Annotated in this window: 12 protein-coding genes and 1 pseudogene; 11 read left to right on the top strand and 2 right to left on the bottom strand. The window is 74.2% G+C overall.

Going from position 1 to position 18,917, the window contains the following annotated elements:
- Nucleotides 1-28: 28 nt before the first annotated feature.
- Nucleotides 29-1,414: pseudogene (locus tag AB2U05_RS02550) on the bottom strand (DEAD/DEAH box helicase); the annotation flags it as partial.
- A gap of 170 nt (nt 1,415-1,584) precedes the next feature.
- Complete coding sequence (locus tag AB2U05_RS02545) at nt 1,585-1,788, bottom strand: cold-shock protein (protein WP_045694210.1); 204 nt, start codon at nt 1,786-1,788, stop codon at nt 1,585-1,587.
- A 320-nt stretch (nt 1,789-2,108) separates the two neighbouring features.
- Here AB2U05_RS02545 and AB2U05_RS02540 point away from each other — a divergent pair, with 320 nt between their 5' ends.
- From AB2U05_RS02540 to AB2U05_RS02490, 11 genes are all read left to right on the top strand, one after another.
- Nucleotides 2,109-2,741, top strand: coding sequence for a MarR family winged helix-turn-helix transcriptional regulator (locus AB2U05_RS02540; protein WP_369182282.1), 633 nt, complete (start codon nt 2,109-2,111; stop codon nt 2,739-2,741).
- 138 nt (nt 2,742-2,879) lie between these two features.
- The gene (locus AB2U05_RS02535) at nt 2,880-3,467 is read left to right on the top strand and encodes a protoglobin domain-containing protein (RefSeq protein ID WP_045711675.1); all 588 of its coding nucleotides are present in this window, start codon (nt 2,880-2,882) and stop codon (nt 3,465-3,467) included.
- 812 nt (nt 3,468-4,279) lie between these two features.
- Entirely contained in the window at nt 4,280-5,722 is a 1,443-nt protein-coding gene (locus tag AB2U05_RS02530; RefSeq protein ID WP_369182281.1) for a sugar transferase, read from the top strand.
- Nucleotides 5,723-5,796: 74 nt separating this feature from the next.
- Nucleotides 5,797-7,113: a nucleotide sugar dehydrogenase gene (locus AB2U05_RS02525; RefSeq protein WP_369182280.1), complete on the top strand. Its 1,317-nt coding sequence runs from the start codon at nt 5,797-5,799 to the stop codon at nt 7,111-7,113.
- Complete coding sequence (locus tag AB2U05_RS02520; RefSeq protein WP_045711672.1) at nt 7,103-8,371, top strand: glycosyltransferase family 4 protein; 1,269 nt, start codon at nt 7,103-7,105, stop codon at nt 8,369-8,371. The genes AB2U05_RS02525 and AB2U05_RS02520 overlap by 11 nt, the downstream gene beginning before the upstream one ends.
- Nucleotides 8,368-9,741, top strand: coding sequence for a Wzz/FepE/Etk N-terminal domain-containing protein (locus AB2U05_RS02515; protein ID WP_045694198.1), 1,374 nt, complete (start codon nt 8,368-8,370; stop codon nt 9,739-9,741). Before AB2U05_RS02520 ends, AB2U05_RS02515 begins: the two co-directional genes overlap by 4 nt.
- Nucleotides 9,738-11,264, top strand: a complete 1,527-nt coding sequence (locus AB2U05_RS02510; RefSeq protein WP_045694196.1) for a Wzz/FepE/Etk N-terminal domain-containing protein — start codon at nt 9,738-9,740, stop codon at nt 11,262-11,264. Before AB2U05_RS02515 ends, AB2U05_RS02510 begins: the two co-directional genes overlap by 4 nt.
- A gap of 3 nt (nt 11,265-11,267) precedes the next feature.
- On the top strand, nt 11,268-13,178 hold the full coding sequence (asnB, locus tag AB2U05_RS02505; protein ID WP_369182279.1) for an asparagine synthase (glutamine-hydrolyzing): 1,911 nt from the start codon (nt 11,268-11,270) through the stop codon (nt 13,176-13,178).
- 37 nt (nt 13,179-13,215) lie between these two features.
- The gene (locus AB2U05_RS02500) at nt 13,216-15,402 is read left to right on the top strand and encodes a bi-domain-containing oxidoreductase (protein ID WP_369182278.1); all 2,187 of its coding nucleotides are present in this window, start codon (nt 13,216-13,218) and stop codon (nt 15,400-15,402) included.
- A gap of 2 nt (nt 15,403-15,404) precedes the next feature.
- The gene (locus AB2U05_RS02495) at nt 15,405-17,402 is read left to right on the top strand and encodes an alginate lyase family protein (RefSeq protein WP_369182277.1); all 1,998 of its coding nucleotides are present in this window, start codon (nt 15,405-15,407) and stop codon (nt 17,400-17,402) included.
- A complete protein-coding gene (locus tag AB2U05_RS02490; RefSeq protein ID WP_045694187.1) occupies nt 17,399-18,916 on the top strand; it encodes a right-handed parallel beta-helix repeat-containing protein in 1,518 nt (505 codons plus the stop codon). Before AB2U05_RS02495 ends, AB2U05_RS02490 begins: the two co-directional genes overlap by 4 nt.
- The last annotated feature ends 1 nt before the right edge of the window (nt 18,917 follow it).

Here is an 18,917-nt window from a genome sequence, read left to right as displayed (position 1 = left end):
AGGCCGTGCGGGTGCCGCCGCCGGTGCCGGCAGGGCGGTGGCGGCGGCCGCGGGTCGAAGCGCCGCGGCGCGGACGCTCGACGACGGGACCAGGGACGACGACGGGCACGCCGGTGGGGACGCGGGCGCCGGTGATACGGGCGAGCTCCTCGTCGCCGGAGCGGACCTTGGTGGCGACGGGGGTGATGCCGGCCGCGGTCAGCATGCGGGCCATCGCGCGGCGCTGGCCGGGCAGCACGAGCGTGACGACGGTGCCGGACTCGCCGGCCCGGGCGGTGCGGCCGCCCCGGTGCACGTAGTCCTTGTGGTCGGCCGGCGGGTCCAGGTTGACGACCAGGTCGAGCCCGTCGACGTGGATGCCCCGGGCGGCGACGTTGGTCGCGACCAGCGCGGTCACCTGGCCGGTGCGGAACTGCTCCAGGGTGTGGGTGCGCTCCGGCTGGGACTTGCCGCCGTGCAGGGCCGCGGCCCTGACCCCGTTCGCGAGCAGGTCCTCGACCAGGCGGTCCGCGCCGTGCTTGGTGTCGATGAACAGGATCACCCCGCCGTCACGGGAGGCGATGTGGGCGATCGTGGCGTTCTTGTCGAAGCTCTGCACGTGCAGCACGTGGTGCTCCATGGTGCCGACCGCGGCCGCGGACGGGTCCACCGAGTGGGTGACCGGGTCCTTGAGGAAGCGCCGTACGAGGCGGTCGACGTTGCGGTCGAGGGTCGCGGAGAACAGCAGGGTCTGGCCGCCCTCGGCGACCTGTTCGAGGAATTCGGTGACCTGCGGCAGGAAGCCCATGTCGGCCATCTGGTCGGCCTCGTCGAGGACGGTGACACCCACGTCCCCCAGCTCGCAGTCGCCGCGCCGGATCAGGTCCTCGAGCCGGCCCGGGGTGGCCACCACGACCTCCGCCCCGCGGTTCAGCAGCCAGGCCTGGCGGCTCATCGACGTCCCGCCGACCACGGTCGCCATCCGCACGCGCGTCGCGCGGGCGTAGGGGGTGAGGGCTTCGGTGACCTGCTGCGCGAGCTCGCGGGTGGGCACCAGCACCAGGGCCAGCGGGCGGCGGGGTTCGGCCCGCCGCCCGGCGGTGCGGGCCAGCACCGCGAGGCCGAACGCGATGGTCTTGCCGGAACCGGTGCGGCCCCGGCCCAGCACGTCGCGGCCGGCCAGCGAGTTCGGCAGCGTCGCGGCCTGGATCGGGAAGGGCGAGGTGACGCCCTGCCGGGTCAGCACCGACAGCAGGGCCTTCGGCATGTCCAGCTCGGCGAAGGACTCGACGGCCGGCAGCGCCGGGGTGGTGCTCACCGGAATCGCGAAGTCTCCCCGGGCGGCGGACCCGTGACGGCCGCCCCGGTCGGCGGAGCGCCGGCTGTCGTTGCGCCGGCTGTCGTTCCGGAACGGGGAACGGCTGGATCGGTTCATGCGGAGAAACCTTCCTCAGGGGCGCGTCACGAGGAAGGAACCGCGGCGCAGTCAGGGGGGCTTGAACGGCCGGAGAAGTGCCGTGGCGCAATGCCGAGGGGCCCGCACCGGGCATCGTGTACGCGGTGCGGGCCCCTCGTCATCGAACGGGGTGCCGTAGCAGAACAGAACTACAGCGGGCGAATGTTCTCCGCCTGCGGGCCCTTCTGGCCCTGCGTGACGTCGAACTCGACCTTCTGGCCCTCGAGCAGCTCACGGAAGCCGTTGGCGTTGATGTTCGAGTAGTGGGCGAACACGTCCGGACCGCCACCCTCCTGCTCGATGAAGCCGAAGCCCTTTTCCGAGTTGAACCACTTCACGGTGCCATTAGCCATTAAGAATCTCCTTCAAGGGACTGGTCGAAGCGCGCACAGCGCGGGCTCCGAGTCGCCGTGATGAGCGCCCGCCCGGGAAGCCGGGAAACAAAAATGCGCCTGCGGAGAACACCAGCAGGCGCACACAAAGTTCATGGGAACCACTACTGCAACAAAAACGACTGTAGCAGGCCCCGGCCCGAAACGGGTGGATATCTCGGCCCGGACTTTCGTTCGGTCGTCCGCGCGGCCCGGCCGGACAAGATCCAAAAGGGAGGACCTAGACTGGGCGGCCGCCGGGGTCCCGTTCGTTGGGCCGCCGGCCGGAGGGGGAGGTCCTGGTGGCGGAGGACGGCGCGGTGGAGCGCGGGTCGGACGGTCTCGACGCCCGACTGATCGACGCGGTCGAGCGGCTCGGGGACGCCGGGCGGGCGATGCTGCGGGACGCGGCCAAGCGTGAGGGACTGTCCGTCACCCAGGCGCAGCTGCTGCTGCGGGTCACCTCGCCGAGCGCCGGGCCGCAGAGCACGGGCAGTTTCGCGCGCTGGCTGGAGGTGTCCGCGCCGACCGTCAGCGACGCCGCCGCCGCGCTGGTGCGCAAGGGGCTGCTGGAGGCCGTCCCGGACGTGACGGAGACCCGGCGCTCGGCCTGGGTGCCGACCGGGCCGGGACGGGAGGCCGCCGAACGGCTGCGGGGCTGGCGGGACCCGCTCGCCGCGGGCCTGTCCGCCGCCTCGCCGGAGGACCGGGCCACCGCGCTGCGGGTGCTGCTGGAGGCCGTCGCCTCGCTGCACCGCACCGGGCGCATCACCGTCGCCCGCACCTGCCTGACCTGCCGCTTCCTGCGCCACGAGCATCCGGACGGGCGGGCGGGGGAGTGGTGCGGGCTGATGGCGGCCCCGCTCGGCGCGGCCGATCTGCGCGTGGACTGCCCCGAGCACGAGCCGGCGCACGAGCCCGCGCAGCGGCCCTGATCGTTCGTCAACTCCCTTTTCACCGGCGCGGGCCGGCCCTTGCGCGACCCCTGGTCCGGTCGGTAGCTTCGGCGTAGTTAGGACTCCTAATCAGGACTCCTCCGCCAGGTCCACCCACGCAAGGATTCGAGGACGGCCATGACGCCCGCGCCCCTTCCCGGCTACCACTACGACCACCCCGACCTGCCCGCCTCCCCGGTCACCGCCGACGACCTCGACGGCCTCGCCGCGGCGACCCTGTTCTCCGACGCGGACGTCACCGCGCTCAAGCTCGCCGGCGAGGTCCTGGCCGACCAGACCGAGCGGATCCTGGACGTCTGGTACGGCTTCGTCGGCTCCCACCCGCACCTGCTCGCCTACTTCTCGACCCCCGAGGGCGCGCCCGTCAGCGAGTACCTCGCCGCCGTGCGCCTGCGCTTCGGGCAGTGGATCGCCGACACCTGCACCCGCCCGTACGACGCCCGCTGGCTCGCCCAGCAGGAGGAGATCGCGCTGCGCCACACGTCGGCGAAGAAGAACGCCACCGACGGCGCCCGGTCCGTCCCGCACGTGCCGCTGCGCTACCTGATCGCGTTCGTGTACCCGATCACGGCGACCGTGCGGCCGTTCCTCGCGGCCAAGGGGCACGCCGAGGCGGAGGTCGAGGCGATGCACCAGGCGTGGTTCAAGGCCGTCACCCTCCAGGTGGCGCTGTGGTCCCGGCCGTACGCCGGGGCCGCCTGGTAGCCCGGCCGGGTACGGAGAGCGGGCGGCGGCCCGGCGCGGAACACCTCCGCGCCGGGCCGCCGTCGCATCCGGCGGGGCGCCGTCGTCAATTCTTCGGATCTTGCTCGGGGTTTGATCATTTGAAGACGATCTTTGTTTCCCGTGGATCTTGCCGCCCGTCGCGCCCGACGCCGTTCCGGCGGCCGAACGGCGTCGCGGATGTCCTGAAATCGGCCCCGCCGGCCGTGGCGCGACGCCTCGGAAGGGTCGCTGCCGGCGGGCCGGTGAACCTCCGTCGCCGCAGGTCAGCGCACGTGCCGCCGCCGCCCGGGGACCGCCCGCCGTCACCCTTCGGTCCATCCCAGTTCAAATTTCGAGCACGCGTTTCACACATCCCCCTCTTTGGGTGGCTTCGATGCTCTACATTGATTTTCGCCCCGCACGGCTGGAGGCGAGGCGACGAATGATGATCCAGGTTCGGCGCTGCGCACGGCCAGCAGTGTGTTTCGAGTGATTCGTGTGTGGGGAGTGACCGGCGGCGGTTTCCCGCACGCCTCGGGAATCCGGCAGGACTTTCGCGTCCGTTGACGCCGGGCGGAGTTTTCACGCGGTACGGCCAGGGCCTGTTTTGGCGTGCGCGGGGGGCGGGGGTCCCCCGGAGGAGGGAACGGCGCGGCACGGGAGTCGGTGCCTCCCGAGGGGAGGAACAGTGCGGGAGGCGCGAGCCTCCCGGGGGGAGAGGAATCGTGTGGAGCGAGCACGTCGAACCCACTGACGACCTGGACGGGGCAGTCGAGCAGGGGGAAGGAGAATTAGTCCGCCCGTTCCCACCGGTGCGCAAGCGCCGGGTGAACGGGAAGTACAGCCGGCCCGAGATCGACTGGGAGCAGCAGTACCGCCGTGCGGTGATCATCAGCGACACCGTGGCCACCGCCTTCGTGGTGGCGGCGATCGGCGGGTTCTTCGGGGTCCGGGACGCGGCCAACTGGCACGAGAAGTGGGGCATCCTCGCCTTCGGCACCGAACTGCTGGTGCTGGGCGCGCTGGCGACGACCCGGTCCTGGGCGCCGGCCGTACTGGGCCAGGGCGCCGAGGAGTTCCGCCGGCTCGGGCGCTCGCTGTTCACGGCCGCCGTCGTCCTGTCGCTCGGCGGGATCGCCCTCGGCTCGCACAACATCAAGCTCTGGATCTTCGTCGCGATCCCGGCGGTCACGCTCGTCACCATGACCGAGCGGTACCTGCTGCGCCTGTGGCTGCACCGGCAGCGCAACGCGGGGCGGTGCCTGCGCCCGGTCCTCGCCGCCGGCAGCCCGGCCACCGTGCGCGACCTGATCGGCCGGACCCGCAAGTTCCCGCACCTCGGCTGGCGGGTGGAGGCGGTGTGCACGCCGTACGACCTCGGGCCGGGCGGTGACCGCCTGGACGGCGTGCCGGTCGTCGGCCGGCTGGCGGACGTCGCCAACCACGTCCGCCGCGACGGCTACCGGGTCGTCGCGGTCACCCCGGACCCGCACTGGTCGCCGGACCGGCTGCAGCGGCTGGCCTGGAACCTGGAGGGCGGCGAGGCCGAGATGGTGGTCGCCCCGGTGCTGATGGAGGTGGCCGGCCCGCGGCTGCACGTCGACGCGGTGCTCGGGATCCCGATGCTGCGGGTCAGCATGCCGACCTTCACCGGGGGCCCGCGGGCGGTCAAGGCGGTCGTCGACCGGCTGGGCGCCGTGGTCCTGCTGATCCTGTTCGCGCCGCTGATGCTGCTCGTCGGGCTGCTCGTGCGGACGGACAGCCGGGGCGGGGCGTTCTACCGGCAGCAGCGGGTCGGCAAGGACGGCCGGGAGTTCACCCTGCTGAAGTTCCGCACCATGGTCGTCGGGGCCGACCGGGCCCGCGCCGAGCTGGCGGACCGCAACGAGGGCGCCGGCCTGCTGTTCAAGCTCCGCCGGGACCCCCGGGTGACCAGGGTGGGCGGAGTGCTGCGGCGCTACTCGCTCGACGAACTGCCGCAGCTGTTCAACGTGTTGGCCGGCTCGATGTCGCTCGTCGGGCCGCGGCCCCCGCTGCCGGAGGAGTCCGCCGCGTACGGCCCGGACATCCGGCGGCGGCTGCTCGTCAAGCCCGGGCTGACCGGCCTGTGGCAGATCAGCGGGCGCAGCGACCTGCCGTGGGAGGAGGCGGTCCGGCTGGACCTGCGCTACGTGGAGGACTGGTCGCTCGCCCTGGACGCGGTGATCCTCTGGAAGACGCTGCGTGCGGTGCTCCAGGGGCAGGGGGCCTACTGATGCGGGAGGGAGCGTCGCCCGATGGGCGCGCGGACGGCCGGCCACAAGGGCCTGCCCGAGGGGAGGAACGGGTCATGAGGGTCAGCGTCCTGGGGCTCGGCTACGTGGGCTGCGTGTCGGCCGCGTGCCTGGCCAGCCTGGGCCACGAGGTCATCGGGGTGGACGTCAACCAGGTGAAGGTCGACCTGGTCAACGACGGCAGGGCCCCGGTGGTCGAGGAGCGGATCGGCGAGCTCACCGCCGAGGTCGTCCGGGCCGGGCGGCTGCGCGCCACCGCCGACGTCCGCGAGGCGGTGCAGGGCAGCGAGGTGTCGCTGGTCTGCGTGGGCACGCCGTCCGAGGCCAACGGCAGCCTGTGCACCACCTACCTGGAGCGGGTCACCGAGCAGATCGGCGCGGCGGCGGCCGAGAAGGGGGGCCGGCACACCGTCGTCTTCCGCAGCACCATGCTGCCGGGCACCTGTCTCGACCTGCTGGTGCCGATCCTGGAGAAGCACCTCGGCGGCACGGCCGGGGTGGACGTCGGGGTCGCCGTCAACCCGGAGTTCCTGCGCGAGGGCACCAGCGTGCGGGACTTCTTCGACCCGCCGAAGACCGTCATCGGGGAGCTCGACACCGCGAGCGGCGACGTGGTCGCGGCGCTGTACGGCGGCCTGCCCGGCGAGGTGTTCCGGGTGCCCGTCCCGGTGGCCGAGGCGATCAAGTACGCGGACAACGCGTTCCACGGCCTCAAGATCGGCTTCGCGAACGAGCTGGGCGCGGTGTGCCGGGCGCTCGGGGTGGACTCGCACCAGGTGATGGACGTGTTCCTGGCCGACCGCAAGCTCAACATCAGCCCCGCCTACCTGCGGCCCGGCTTCGCCTTCGGTGGCTCCTGCCTGCCCAAGGACCTGCGCAGCCTGGTCCACGCGGCGCGGCGGGCCGACGTCTCGGTGCCGATCCTCTCCCACGTGCTGCCCTCCAACGCCGACCACCTGCAGCGCGCGGTCGAGCTGGTCGAGCGCACCGGCAGCCGCCGGGTGGGCATGTTCGGCCTGTCCTTCAAGCCCGGCACCGACGACCTGCGCGAGAGCCCGCTCGTCGAACTGGCGGAGCGGCTCTTCGGCAAGGGCTACGACCTGCGGATCTACGACCCCAACGTGAACCTCTCGCGGCTGCTCGGCGCGAACCGCGAGTACATCGAGACCCGGCTGCCGCACCTCGCGCAGCTGCTCGCGCCCACCGTCGACGAGGTGCTCCGGCACGCCGAGGTGTGCGTGGTCGGCACCAGGGACCCGGCCGTGCTGTCCGCGCTGCCGCCCGGCGGCGACCGGGCGCTCGTCGATCTCGTCCGCCTCCCCGACGCCGAGGCGCGCCGGGCCGAACCGGGGTACACGGGCCTTGCCTGGTGACGACACGACCGGCGCGCACGGGCAGGGCCGTCGCGCGCTGGTCCTCGTGGAGAACCTGTCGGTGCCGTTCGACCGGCGGGTGTGGCAGGAGTGCACGACCCTGCGCGACGCGGGCTGGACGGTGGACGTCATCTGCCCGCGCGGGAGCAAGCGCGACACCGAGCCGGAGGCGGTGATCGACGGGGTGCGGATCCACCGCTACCCGCTGCGGGCCGCCACCGGCGGGCCGGCCGGCTACCTGCGGGAGTACGGGACGGCGCTGTGGCACACGGCCCGGCTCGCCCGCCGGATCGGCCCGGTCGACGTGGTGCACGCCTGCAACCCGCCCGACCTGCTGTTCCTGCCCGCCCTGTGGCTCAAGCGGCGCGGCGCCCGCTTCGTCTTCGACCAGCACGACCTGGTGCCGGAGCTGTACCTCTCCCGCTTCGACCGCGGCGCGGACCTGCTGTACCGCGGCGTGTGCGCGCTGGAGCGGCTCACCTACCGGGCCGCGGACGTCGTGCTCGCCACCAACGAGAGCTACCGGGACACCGCGCTGCGCCGCGGCGGCCTGCGGCCCGAGGACGTCTTCGTGGTGCGCAGCGCACCCGACACCGAACGGTTCCAACCGGTGCCGCCGGAGCCGGAGTTGAAGCGCGGCAAACCCCATCTGCTGTGCTACCTGGGCGTGATGGGCCCGCAGGACGGCGTCGACTACGCCCTGCGGGCGCTCGCGAAGCTGCGCGACGAGCTCGGCCGGACCGACTGGCACGCCGTGTTCGTCGGCGGCGGCGACACCTTCGACGCGATGGTGGAGCTGTCCCGGCGGCTCGGGCTCGCCGAGCAGGTGCAGTTCACCGGGCGGGTGCCGGACGCCGACCTGGTGCGCTACCTGTCCACCGCCGACGTGTGCCTGTCCCCGGACCCGCGCAACCCGCTCAACGACGTGTCCACCATGAACAAGGTCCTGGAGTACATGGTGATGGGCCGGCCGATCGTCTCCTTCGACCTCCGGGAGGCCCGGGTCTCCGCCGGTGACGCCGCGGTCTACGCGGCCGCCGACGACGAGGCCGAATTCGCCCGGCTGGTCGCCCGGTTGATGGACGACCCGGAGAAGCGGGCCTGGATGGGCAAGCTCGGCCAGGAACGGATCAACGGGCCGCTCGCCTGGCGCAACTCCCAGCGCTCGCTGCTCGCCGCCTACGCCGCCGCGGTCGGCGGCCGCGCCCCGGTTTCGGCAGGTGGCCGGGGCCGGGCCGGGAGAAGGCCGCGCCGTTGAGCGACGAAACGATACGCCTGGTCACGGTCGGCCGGATCCTCCGGCGGCGCTGGCGGCTGCTCGCCGTCCTCGCCGTCCTGGGCGGGCTGGTCGGCTTCGGCGCCTCCCTGCTGTTCCCGCCGCAGTACACGGCCTCCGCGTCGGTGCTGCTGCCGGGGGTGTGGCAGGAGCGCGAGCTGCTGACCCAGTCGGAGATCGCGACCAGTTCGGTGGTGGTCGACCGGGCGGCCGCCGCGCTCGGCTGGCCCGGGGTCGGCGGCGGCACGCTCACGGACCGGGTGAGCGCCACGGCCGCGGACGGGAACATCATCAAGATCTCCGGCACGGCCGAGACCCCGGAGCGCGCCCAGCAGCTCTCCGACCAGGTCGCCAAGCAGTTCGTCACCTTCGCCGCGCGGACGGCCGGCGACGGCTCCGACCCCTCCGCGGCGCAGCCCGAGGAACTGCGGCAGCTGGTGGCGCAGGCCAGCCGCCGGATCACCGAACTGGCCGACGCGGCCGGCCCGGGGCAGACGGTGGAGAGCGTGCAGACCCGCACCGAGCTCACCAAGCTGCGCACCGCGCTGCAGGACGCCGTCAAGAAGCTGGACCAGGTCGATCCGGCCGCCGCCAAGGCCAACATGGTCGTGATGGGGCCGGCCGCCCGGCCGTCCGCCGAGGCGCCGCCGACGAGGACGCAACTCGTCGCGGCCGGGGCGCTGCTGGCGTTCCTGCTCGGGGTCGTCGGCCATCTCACCGCCGCGCGGATGAGCCGCCGGCTGCGGACCGAGCCGGAGATCGCGGCGGCCCTGGGCGCGGCGCCGCTCGGCGTCGTCGACGTCGCCGGTGACCGGCCCGCGCGCGGGCCGCGCGGCCGGGGCCCGCGGGCCCTGCTCCGCCGGCTGCTGGGCCTGGACGTCCGGTGGGACGTGCCGACCCCGCACGCCTGCGGCGACGAGGCCGGCCGGCGGCTGCGCTACCGGCGGGTGTGCGCCCGGCTCGGGGACCGGCTGCCGTCCGTGCGGCGGCTGCTGGTCGTCGTCCCGGACGGCGACGGGACCGCCCTGCGGGCCGCCGGGCAGCTCGTCGACGAGGCGGCGGACGACCTGCTGCTGCGGGTGGTGGAGGTCCCGGTGGCCCGGCCGCTGGTGCCGGACCGTGACGGGGAGTCCGGTGCGCTCGTCGTGCTCAGCGCGGGCAGCTGGACGGCGGCGGAGCTGTCCGGCCTCGCCGGGGCGTGTACGGACGCCGGGCACGAGGTGGTCGGCGTCGTCGTCGCCGGCGCCGTCCGGGCGCGGACGGCGCGGACGGCGCGCTCGGCCGGCCGTCCTCCGGAGGGCGCCGAGCCGGCGCTCGCCCTCGGCGCCGACGCGGGGAGAGGTGCGGGGTGACGACGCGTACGACGGACACGACGTCGGAGCCGCCGGGCGCCGCTCCGCTGCTGGACCTGCAGGCCCTGGTGGTGGCGGTGCGCCGCCGGCGGCGCCTGTGGAGCGCCCTGGCGCTGGTCGGGCTGCTGCTCGGCGCGGCGGTGACGGTCCTGATGCCGCCGCCGCCGAGCGCGGTGACCAAGGTGCTGGTCGCCCACCAGGCGGACCAGCCGAACGACCCCGGAACGCTGATCAAGACCGACGTCGCCCTGCTGCAGACCACGGGGATCGCCGGTCAGGCCCTGAAGTCCCTCGGCTCCGCCGAGAAGCCCGAGGACTTCATGAAGGAGTACGGGGGCACCGGCCTGACCAACAACCTGCTGCAGATCAACGCGACGGGCCACAGCGACGCGGAGGCGGTGGCCCGGGCCAAGGCGCTGGCCGAGACCTTCGTCGCGGACCACGTCCGGCGGCTCCAGGAAGCCGCCGACGCCGAGTCCAAGGCCCTGCTCGACCAGCGCGACCGGCTGAAGGAGGAACTCGCCCAGGTCAACACGACGATCGGGGACGCCTCGGCGCAGAAGGGGCCGCAGGCGTCCGCGAACCTGGAGTCGCTGTTCGCCAGCCGGGCCGAACTCACCTCGCGGATCACCGACTTCAGCCAGCGCGCGGCGGAGGCGAAGGTCGGCATGCCCCGGCTCGTCGCCGGCACGCAGGTCGTGGACGCCGCGCGCGCGGAGAAGCAGTCCCTGGCCAGGGGCGCCGCCACCAACGGCGGGATCGGGCTGGTGCTCGGGCTCGTCCTCGGGATCGCGCTGGCCGCGGTCGGCGCGGTGGTGGCGGACCGCCCCGTGCTGCGCCGGGAGGTCGCGGCGAACCTCGGCGCCTCGGTGATCGCGGAGCTGCCCCACCGGCCGGGCGGCCGGTGGCAGCGCAAGCGGACCCGGACGGCCCGGGCCGGGCTCACCACGACCCTGGCCCGCGCCGTGCGCGCCGGTGAGGAGCCGGTGTCGCTGCTGGAGCTGGGGTGCGCGCGCAACGCGGGCGCGATCGCCCTGGACCTCGCCGGGGCACTGGAGCCGGAGGGCCCGGTGGTCGTCGTGGACGGCCTGCCCGGTGCGCCGCTCGCCGAGCGCCGTCGCAAGGCCGGCGGCCCGACCGTGGTCGACGGCGCGGGCGCGGACGCCCTGCCGGGTGACCAACGCCGGCTCGGCGTCGGCTCGGTGGCGCCCGGCACCGCGTGGACCGACCTGCGCCACCTCGGCACCCGGACGGTGCTGGTGGTGCGGGCCGGGCACGGCAGCGCCGCCTGGCTGCACACCGTGGCGCGGCAGCTCGCCGAGCAGGACATCGAGGTGATCGGCGTGGTGCTGATCGACCCCGATCCGCGGGACCGCACCGACGGCACGCTCTGGGACGGGCCGCACACCGCGCCGCGGGGGCGCGATGTGCGGCGGGCCCGGCAGAGCGGCGCCGGACGGCGCCCGCACCGACGGACGACGTGGACCGCGAAGGTCCCGGACAGCGACCAGGAGGCGAGGTAGCACATGTGTGGCATCGCGGGCACGTACCGGTGGCCGGACGGGAAGGCGGTGACCGACCTGCTCACCGACACCCTCGCCCACCGCGGCCCGGACGGGTCGGGCCGGTACGGCCGCGCCCTCGGCGACGGCCTCGGCGAGGTGCACCTGGGGCACCGGCGGCTGTCCATCATCGACCTGTCGGGGACCGGCGCCCAGCCGATGGTCTCGGACGGCCTCGTCCTGACGTACAACGGCGAGCTCTACAACGCGCCCGAGCTGCGCGCCGAACTGGCCGCCGCCGGGGTGCGCTTCCGCGGCACCTCCGACACCGAGGTGCTGCTGGAGGCCTGGCGGCGCTGGGGCACCGACTGCCTGCCCCGGTTGCGCGGCATGTTCGCGTTCGGGATCTTCGACGAGCGCACCGGCGAGCTGGTGCTCGCCCGCGACCAGCTCGGCATCAAGCCGCTGTTCCTGGTCCGGCGCGGCGAGGGCCTGGTGTTCGCCTCCGAGCTCAAGGCGCTGGCCGCCGCCACCGGCGGGCGGCTGGAGGTGGACCACGCGGCGCTGGTCGCCTCGCTCCTCTACTACTGGGTGCCGGACTCCCGGTGCGCGTTCCGCGAGGCGGAGAAGCTGCCGCCGGGCAGCTGGCTGCGGTGCCGGCCGGACGGCCGGGTGGAGCGCGGCCGGTTCTGGAACCTGCGGGACGTCGCCGCCGAGGGCCGGGAGCGGGCCCGGGCCGGCGAACGGCCCGACCTCGCCGCGATCGTCGAGGAGTCGACCAGGCGCCACCTGCTCTCCGACGTCCCGGTGGCGACCTTCCTCTCCGGCGGGCTGGACTCCAGCTACCTGACCGCCCTGGCGGCCCGCGACCGCCCCGGGATCTCCGCCTACACGATCGGGTTCCGCGCCGAGGACGCCAGGTTCGAGGCGATGCCCGACGACCTGCGCCACGCCCGGCAGGTGGCCGAGCGGTTCGGCGTCGACCTGCACGAGATCGAGATCGCCCCGGACGTGCTCGACCTGCTGCCGCGGATGACGTACCACCTGGACGAGCCGATCGGCGACCCGGCCGCGATCAACACCTTCCTGATCTGCTCGGCCGCCCGGTCGGCCGGGGTCAAGGTGATGCTCTCCGGGATGGGGGCGGACGAGCTGTTCGCCGGCTACCGCAAGCACCTGGCGAACCGGCTCGCGCTGCGCTACCAGCGCGTGCCGCGGCCGCTGCGGCGCGGCCTGTCCGCCGCAGTGGACCGGCTGCCCGTCGCCACCTCCCGCCGGGGGCTGCGGTCGGTGCGCTTCGCCAAGCGCTTCCTCTCCTTCGCCGACCTGCCGGAGGAGACGGCGTTCCGGCGCAGCTACACCATGTACGACCGGGCGGAGCTGCTCGGCCTGGTCGACCCGGACCTGGCCGGGACGGTCGACGAGGTGCTGACCGAACACGCGGACGTGTACCGGGACAACGACCTCGACGACTTCGTCAACCGGATGTGCCTGGCCGACGCCCGGATGTTCCTGCCGGGCCTGAACCTCGCCTACACGGACCGCTCCAGCATGGCCGCGTCGACCGAGGTCCGGGTGCCGTACGTGGACGTCGAGGTGGTCCGGGCGGCGTTCGCGGTGCCCGGTGACCGCAAGATCGTCGGCCGGCAGGGCAAGGCCGTCCTCAAGGAGGCGGCCGCCGGCGTGCTGCCCCGGGAGATCGTCTACCGGCCCAAGGGCCTGTTCAGCGCCCCGCTGCGGGCCTGGATGAGCCGGGACCTGGCGCCGCTGGTGCGCGAGGTGGTCAACGACGGCGAGCTCGTCCGCTCCGGGTTCCTGCGCCGCGACGCGCTGGCGCGGCTGGTCGCCGAGGACGCCGCCGGGCGGCAGGACTACTCCAAGCACCTGTGGCACGTGCTGACCCTGGAGTACTGGTACCGCGGCGCGATCGCGTAGGAGCAACGGAACGGGCTTAGGAGCGAGGGGACTTCCGGTGAAACAGGTTGTGCAGAACTACAAGAGCGGCGAGCTGTCGGTGCTGGAGGTGCCGGTGCCGGGGTGCAAGCCGGGCGGGGTGCTGGTGCGCAGCGTCTACTCGCTGATCTCCACCGGCACCGAGATGATGAAGGTGTCCGAGGCCGGGATGTCGATGGTGGGCAAGGCCCGCTCGCGCCCGGACCAGGTGGCCAAGGTCATGCAGAGCGTGGCCGTCAACGGACTGCCCGCCACCTACCGCAAGGTGATGGGCAAGCTCGACTCGTACACGCCGCTCGGCTACTCGCTGTGCGGGGTGGTCGAGCAGGTCGGCGCCGGGATCGACGACGTCAAGGTCGGCGACCTGGTGGCCTGCGCGGGCAACGAGCACGCGCTGCACGCCGAGCTGAACTGGGTGCCGAAGAACCTGTACACGCCGGTGCCGGACGGCCTGGCGCCGCAGCACGCGGCCTTCGGCACCGTCGGGTCGATCGCCCTGCAGGGCGTGCGCCAGGGCGAGCCGCAGCTCGGCGAGGTGGCGCTGGTCATCGGCCTCGGGCTGATCGGGCAGCTGGTCGTGCAACTGCTGACCGCCGCCGGGGTGCGCGTCGTCGGCGCCGACCCGGACCCCTCGCGCTGCGAACTGGCCGAGCGCCTGGGCGCGGTGGCCTGCGGCGACCCCGGCTCGGTGGCCGTGGAGACGGCCGTCGCCGAGCTGACCGGCGGCCACGGCGTGGACCAGGTGTACCTGGCGGCCGGCGGCGGCAGCAACCAGCCGGTCGAGCTGGCCGCCCGCCTGGCCCGGGACCGCGGCCGGGTGGTCGACATCGGCAAGTGCCGGCTGGACCTGCCGTGGAACGCCTACTACGAGAAGGAGTTGGACGTCCGGTTCTCCCGCTCGTACGGCCCCGGGCGCTACGACCCGGCGTACGAGCTGGAGGGGCGCGACTACCCGATCGGCTACGTGCGCTGGACGGAGCGCCGCAACCTGGCCTGCTTCCTGGACCTGATGGCGCGCGGCCGGGTCGACGTCGGCCCGCTGGTCTCCCACGTCGCCGACTTCGAGGACGCCGTGGAGACCTACCGGCGGCTGAAGGACGGCGAGTTGAAGGCCGTCACCGCGCTGTTCCGCTACCCCGTGCCGGAGGCGGAGGCGGAGCGGCAGGCCCCGGAGGTCGTGGTGCCCGAGGTGCGGCGCACGGCCCCGGCCTCCGCTCCGGCCCGGCCGTCCGGGTCGCCGGTGCGGCTGGCCTTCGTCGGCGCCGGCAACTACGCGACGTCGATGCTGCTGCCGCACCTGGCCGGGCGGGAAGGCGTCGCGCTGTCCGCGGTCGTCACCACGACGGCGCTGTCCGGGGCCAACGCGCAGCGCAAGTTCGGCTTCGCGCGGGCGACCACCGACCTCGACGCGGTGCTCGGGGACCCGGCCGTCGACGCGGTGTTCGTGGTCACCCGGCACAGCTCGCACGCCGAGCTGACCCGCCGGGCGCTGCTCGCCGGGAAGGCGGTCTTCGTCGAGAAGCCGCTGGCGCTCACCGGGGACGAACTGGCCGGCGTGCTCGCCGCGGTGGCGGAGTCCGGCAACGACCGCCTGCAGGTGGGATTCAACCGCCGCTTCGCGCCGCTGCTGCGGGAGGCCAAGGCGCGCTTCGGCGCCCGGAGCGGACCGGCGAGCCTGCGCTACCTGGTCAACGCCGGCCGGCTGCAGCACGGCAGCTGGTACCTCCAGCAGGGCACCGAGGGCTCGCGGTTCGCGGGCGAGGGCGGCCACTTCATCGACACCGCGAGCTGGCTGCTGGGCGCCGACCCGGTCTCGGTGTACGCCGTCGCCGCCGCCGGGAACGAGGACCTGCAGGTCGTGCTGCGCTACCCCGACGACTCCACCGCGACCCTCAGCTACGTCACCGCCGGCGCGCCCGGCTTCCCCAAGGAGACGCTGGACCTGGTCGCGGACGGCAAGGTGCTCAAGCTGGACGACTTCGTCCGGGCGTCGGTGTATGGAAAGAAGCGGTGGGTCAGCTCCCGGCTGCCCAAGGCCCGGGACAAGGGGCAGTCCGCCGAACTGGCCGCGTTCGTCCGGGCGGTGCGCACCGGCGGGCCGATGCCGGTGCCGCTGGAGTCGCTGGTCGCCACCACGGCGGCCACCCTCGCCGTGCAGTCCGCCCTGGCCGGCGGCGCTCCGGTGGCCCTGGCGAGGTCGCTGTGACGATGAGCGCGGGCTGGTACCTGCGGCGGCTGTCCGCGATGGGGCCCCAGGAGGTCGCCGGCCGGGTCGGCGACGCGGTGCGCCGGCGCCGGTGGCGGTCGGCGCCGCCGCCCTGCCCGCCGGTGGCCGGCGCCCGGTTCACCGCCGTCCTGCCCGCCGGGGCGCTCGCCGCGGTGCCGCCGGACGCCGCGAAGCGCCTGCTCGCCGAGGCGGACCGGCTGATGGACGGGCACGCCGAGTACTTCGGGGTGGTCCGCGACGACCTGGTGGCCCCGGACTGGTGGCGCGACCCGAGGACCGGGCGCCGGGCCCCGGACGGCTACGCCTTCGACGTGCCGTACCGCGACGAGGACGCGGTCGGGGACATCAAGCAGATCTGGGAGCCGTCCCGCCACCAGTACCTGACCGTGCTCGCCGCCGCCTACGCGCTCAGCGGGAACGAGCGGTACGCCGAGCGGGTGGCCGAGCACCTGCGGTCCTGGTGGGCGGCCAACCCGCCGCTGCGCGGCGTGCACTGGATCAGCGGCATCGAGCTGGGCATCCGGCTGCTGTCCTGGGTGTGGGTGCGCCGGCTGCTCGACGGCTGGCCGGGCGCGGCCGTCCTGTTCGAGGGCGACCCGGTGGCGCGGGAGCAGATCTGGCACCACCAGCGCTGGCTGGCCGCCTTCCCCAGCCGCGGGTCCTCGGCGAACAACCACGCCGTCGCCGAGGCCGCCGGGCAGTTCGCCGCGGCCTGCGCGTTCGACTGGTTCCCCTCCTCGGCGCGCTGGCGCACCGGCGCGCTGCGGTCGCTGGAGCGGCACCTGCGCGGCAACACCTTCCCCTCCGGCCTCAACCGCGAGCTGGCCACCGAGTACCACGGGCTCGTCCTGGAGCTCGGCCTGGCCGCGGTGGCCGAGGCGGACGCCGCCGCCCTGCCCGTCCCCGGGACCGTCCGGCTGGTCCTGCTGCGGATGACCGACGCGCTCGCGGCCGTCGTGGACGACCGGCTGCGGCCGCCCCGGCAGGGGGACGCGGACGACGGCCACGGCCTGGTGCTGGACGGCGCGGGCACCGACCGCTGGGCCTCGCTGCTGGCCACCGGCGGCGCCGTGTTCGGCCGGCTCCCCTGGTGGCCGGCCGTCCCCGGCACCGACGTCCGCACCCCGCTGCTGGCCGCGCTGCTGCGGCCGTACGGGACGGACGGCACGGTCGTCCGGCCGGCGCGCCGGCCGGCCCACTTCGCCGACGCGGGCCTGACCGTGCTGCGGGCCGGGGGCGGGAGCGGCGCGGAGGAGATCGGCGCGGAGGAGATCGGCGCGGAGGAGATCTGGTGCCGCTGCGACGGCGGCCCGCACGGGTTCCTGTCCATCGCCGCGCACGGCCACGCGGACGCGCTGTCCGTGGAGGTCCGGCACGACGGCGTCGACGTGCTCGCCGACCCGGGGACGTTCTGCTACCACGGGCAGCCCGCGTGGCGGCGGTACTTCCGCTCGACCCTGGGCCACAACACCCTGGAACTGGACGGCGCCGACCAGTCCGTCTCCGGCGGCCCCTTCCTGTGGACCAGGCACGCCCGCAGCCGCGTGCTGGTCGTGGACACCGCCGGGGAGGGCGTGGCCCGCTGGTGCGCCGAGCACGACGGTTACCGGCCCTCGGTGCACCGCCGCCGGGTCGAACTGTCCTCCGCGAGCCGGGAGTTGCGGATCACCGACGAGGTGCGCGGCCCGCGCCGGGCCGTCCGGCTGGCGTTCCACCTCGGCCCGGCGGTCGCCGCCGAGCTCACCGGCCACCGGGCCGTGCTGACCTGGACGAAGGACGGCGAGGACCGCCGCGCGGTGCTCGACCTGCCCGCCGAGCTGACCTGGCGGGCGCACCGCGGCGAGACCGCGCCGCCGCTGGGCTGGTACTCCGCCGGCTTCGGACGCAAGGTGTCCGCGACCACGCTGGTCGGCACCGGCCTCAGCGACGCCGCGCGGGAGTTCGGCACCGTCCTCGGGTTCGGGGGTCAGGAGGGGTGAGGAGCACGAGGTGGCAGTGGGCGGCGGCGCTGGCCCTGCTGGTGGCGACCGGCTGCACCAGCGGGTCCGACGGCCGGCCGGAGCCGACCGCGCCCGCGCCGTCCACGCCCGTGGCCGCGGCCCGGGTGTGCGACCGGCCCGAGGCCGGGCCGGCGACCGCGCCGGCGGGCGCGGTGGCCGTCGACCCCGGGGTGGTCGGCGACCTGGCGGCGAAGACCAAGGCCAGCCCCCCGAACACCACGTTCTGGCTCGGCCCGGGGACGCACCGGCTCGAAGCGGACCGCTACGCCCAGGTCGTCCCCAAGGAGGGCGACAGCTACCTCGGCGCACCCGGCGCGGTGCTCGACGGACAGCGGACCAACCAGTACGCGTTCGGCGGCGCCGCGGCGAACGTCACCATCCGCCACCTGACCGTGCAGGGCTTCGTCGCGCCGCAGAACGAGGGCGTGGTCAACCACGACTCGGCCGACGGCTGGGTGATCGAGCACACGACGGTCCAGCACAACTCCGGTGCCGGGCTGATGGCCGGCGACCGCCAGCAGATCCGCGCCAACTGCCTGCGCGGCAACGGCCAGTACGGCATCAACGCGTTCAAGTCCGGCCCCGCGGCGATCACCCGCCTGGTGGTCGAGGGCAACGAGATCACCGGCAACGACACCGACGAGTGGGAGAAGAAGCAGCCGGGCTGCGGCTGCACCGGGGGCGTCAAGTTCTGGGCCGTCAACGGCGCCGACGTGCGCGGCAACTGGGTGCACGACAACCGCGGCGCCGGGCTGTGGGCGGACACCAACAACAACGACTTCCTCATCGAGGGCAACGTGCTGGAGGCCAACGACGGCGCCGCGCTGATCTACGAGACCAGCTACAACGCCGTCATCCGCAACAACACCATCCGGCGCAACGACTGGGTCGAGGGCCGCAGGGCCGCCGACCGCGGCGACACCTTCCCGTACGCGACCGTCTACCTGTCCGAGTCCGGCGGCGAACCGCGGGTCACCGCCCGCACCGAGAAGATCGAGATCGACGGGAACGTGCTGGAGGACAACTGGTCCGGGATCACCCTGTGGGAGAACGCCGACCGGTTCTGCAACAGCCCGGCCAACACCTCCTCCGGCGACTGCACCCTGCTGGCCAAGGACACCAAGCAGTGCACCCAGCCGACGATCGCCACCGCGCCGCTCTACGCCGACTGCCGGTGGAAGACCCAGCGGGTGGACATCCACGGCAACCGCTTCCTCTTCGACCCGTCCGTGGTCGGGTGCACGGCGCGGTGCGGCCGGATGGGCGTGCTGGCCAACTACGGCACCTACCCGGACTGGTCGCCGTACAAGGGCGAAGCGGTCGCCGAGGCGATCACCGCCGAGCAGGACAACCGCTGGCACGACAACAGCTACCTCGGGCCGTGGAGCTTCGTCGCCCACGACCCGAGCCGCGCGCTCGACTTCGCGCAGTGGCAGGGCGCGCCGTACCTGCAGGACGCGGGCAGCAACCTCCGGCCGCGGGCGGGTGGTTGAG

The sequence above is a fragment of the Streptomyces sp. Y1 genome (genome assembly GCF_041053115.1).
GTDB classification, from domain to species: domain Bacteria; phylum Actinomycetota; class Actinomycetes; order Streptomycetales; family Streptomycetaceae; genus Kitasatospora; species Kitasatospora rubellomurina.
Note: the sequence above shows the minus strand (reverse complement) of the source record. Positions and strands in the feature narration are given on the sequence as shown.